Below are 2,861 nucleotides of genomic sequence, written 5' to 3'. Positions count from 1 at the left end.
GTGTTACCGGTGCCGCCACCCTGCACGCCACCCTGCGTGTTCCCCCTACCGCTGCCCTGGACACCGCCCTGGGTGTTGCGGCCCTGAGCGTTACGGTTGATCTTGCAGTTCTTCCCCTTCGGGCACGGCTTGTCCGGCGTCGTCGCGTGAGTTCCTGTGGGCGCCGGGGTGGCGAATGCGGAGGAGGGAGTGAGGGCACCCCCAGCAGCCAGGGCAGCCGATGCCGTCACCAGCGCCGCACGCTTCGCGAAGTTCTGCATGATGATTCCTTTCCGGGGAATACCGGGACGGCCGGTTCGCGGTCCCGATTCGATTACGGAGGGCGTTCTCCGTAGCCCTGGAGCTCAAGCCGCCTCAACTCCGGGACATCAGGACGCGGCGGACCGCCACAGTCTTTTCCCGGAGGCGCGGGGGAGCCCGGGTTTGGAACTCCTCGACCAGCATGCGCCGCTGTCTCCGGCGGCGCATCGGGCGGACACCCCAACTTCCACTCGGGGCACACCCCAGGTCCTGACGCGGCACCCGGGCATTACCGCCCGGACGGCCCACCTGCTGGGATCGGGCTGGATCTTTTGCGCGGCTCCGGCCACGGAGAGAAACTGACGTGTGATGGACCTGCTAGAGCGAGAGGCCGTTCTCCAGGACCTCACCGGCCACCTGAAAGTGGCAGTGAGCGGTCCGGGACGCCTGGCCCTTGTGCGGGGCGAGACCGGCATCGGCAAGACCGCCGTTGTTCACCGGCTGGCCCGGCTGGCCGATCCCCACGTCCGGGTCCTCTCGGGCGCTTGTGATCCGCTGGCCACTCCCCGCCCGTTGGGCCCCCTGACGGACCTGGCCCCGAACCTGGGTGCTGCGGCGCGCACCGCCCTGACCGGGGCGCTGGCCGGCACCTGCCGTTCCGACGAGCTCTTCGACTGCCTGCTCGCCGACCTGAGTTCCTATCCGAGCCTGCTGGTCCTGGAGGACGTCCACTGGGCAGATGAGGCCACGATGGACCTGCTGCGCCATCTGACCCGGCGCCTGCCCGGCGTTCCGGCGCTGGTGGTGGTCACCTACCGCGACGACGAGATCGGCCGGACCCACGACCTGACCGCCCTCCTCGGCACCCTGGCCGGTTATCCGTGGGTGTACCGCCACGACCTGCTCCCCCTGAGCCGCGGGGCCGTGGCCCTGCTGGCCGCCGGACACGCCGTGGACGCCGAGCAGGTGTACCGCGTGTCCGCCGGCAACCCGTTCATCGTCACCTCGATCCTGGCCGCCCCCGCCGAGCCCATCCCGGCCACGGTGCGCGAGGCCGTCGCGGGCCGCCTGGCCGGCCTGTCGGCCCCGGCGCGCCGGGTGGTCGACGTGCTGGCCGTCCTCGGACGCCGGGTCTCGCTGCCGCTGCTGGCCGGCATCCTGCCGGCCCCGGAGGAGGCTCTCGACGAGGCCGTGGCCTGCGGCATCGTCCGCACCGAGGGGCGAACGGCCGAGTTCCGCCATGAGCTGACCCGGCGGGCGGTACTGGAGGCCGTACCCGCGGCCCGCCGCCTGCGAGTTCACCGGCAGGCACTGGCGTTGATGCGGTCCGGGCCGGTCGCGGCGGACGACCTGGCGCTGCTGGCCGATCATTCCGAGGGCGCGGAGGACGCGGCCGCCGTGCTGGAGTACGCGCCCGCGGCGGCCGCCCACGCCGCCGCGTCGGGCGCCCACCGTGAAGCGGCCGCCCAGTACACCCGCGCCCTGCGGTACGCCGACGACCTGCCGGCCGACCAGCAGACCTCTCTGCTGGAGGGCCACTCTCAGGCCTGTCTGCTGTCCAGCCGACTCGATGAGGGGGTGACGTCCCGCCGTACGGCGGTGCGGCTGCGCCGGGCACTGGGTGACCGGCTGCGCGAGGGGGAGAACCTGCGCTGGCTGTCGTGCTGGCTGTGGCCGGCCGGGCGCACCGCCGAGGCCAGGCAGACCGGCCTGGAGGCAGTGCGGGTACTCGAAGGGCTGCGGCCGAGCCGGGAGTTGGCGTGGGCGTATCTGAACCTCTGCCAGTTGGCCTGTCACGAGCATGACGGGGTCGCGGTGGCCGCCGCCTACGCCGAGAAGGCGGCCGCTCTGGGCGAGCGTTTCGGCGACGCGGGGGTGGCCGACCAGGCGCACTTCCATGCCGCGGCGGCCCGCCTGCTGAGCGAAGGGGCGGGGTGGGAGGACTGCGAGCGGGCGGTGTCCAGCGCGATGGCGCGGGATATGCCGGTGGACGCGGGTTTCCTGGCGCTCGCCCTGTGCCGGCTCGCCGCGTTGCAGCATGATGCCGACCGGACCACCGCGGCCGCGAGCCGGGCGGAAGCCTACTTCCTCGACCACGACCTGCTGCCCCACCTGCTGTGCGCGAGGGCCTGGGACAGCTGGGGACTGCTGAACCGGGGCCTGTGGACCCAGGCCGCCGACACCGCGCAGCAGGTCGTGTCCCACCCCGGCTCACCGCCGGTCGGCGAGGCCCTGGCCCTGACCGTCCTGGGCCTGGTGCGGGCCCGCCAGGGCAAGGACCAGGTGTGGCCGCTGCTGGACCAGGCGGCGGGCCTGGTCGACTCGGACTGCCTGCTGGACACGGGTCTGGGGTGGGAGGCCCGGGTGGAGGCGGCCTGGCTGGCCGGTGACCACGAGCTGGTCCAGACGGAGGCACGCAACGGGCTGGCCGCGTTGACGGAGCGTACGCAACCCTGGCTGTCCGGCCCGCTGGCCTGCTGGATCCGCCGCGCCGGCGGGACGCCCCCGCGGGTGCCGGCCGCCGAACCCTACGCGCTGGAGCTGACCGGCGACTGGGCGGGCGCCGCGGCCTGCTGGGACGGGCTCGGCTGCCCGCACGACGCGGCGCTGGCCCGCCTGTC

At 73.5% G+C, this 2,861-nt stretch carries 2 protein-coding genes; one reads left to right on the top strand and one right to left on the bottom strand.

Going from position 1 to position 2,861, the window contains the following annotated elements:
- Positions 1-260: hypothetical protein (locus GT030_RS36650; protein WP_237522730.1), on the bottom strand; the 260-nt coding region annotated here is incomplete at its 3' end.
- A gap of 349 nt (positions 261-609) precedes the next feature.
- Between GT030_RS36650 and GT030_RS37175 the strand changes: the two genes are divergently transcribed.
- Positions 610-2,861: AAA family ATPase (locus GT030_RS37175; RefSeq protein WP_161202532.1), on the top strand; the 2,252-nt coding region annotated here is incomplete at its 3' end.

The organism is Streptomyces sp. SID1328, assembly GCF_009865595.1.
GTDB classification, from domain to species: Bacteria; Actinomycetota; Actinomycetes; order Streptomycetales; family Streptomycetaceae; genus Streptomyces; species Streptomyces griseoluteus.
Note: the sequence above shows the minus strand (reverse complement) of the source record. Positions and strands in the feature narration are given on the sequence as shown.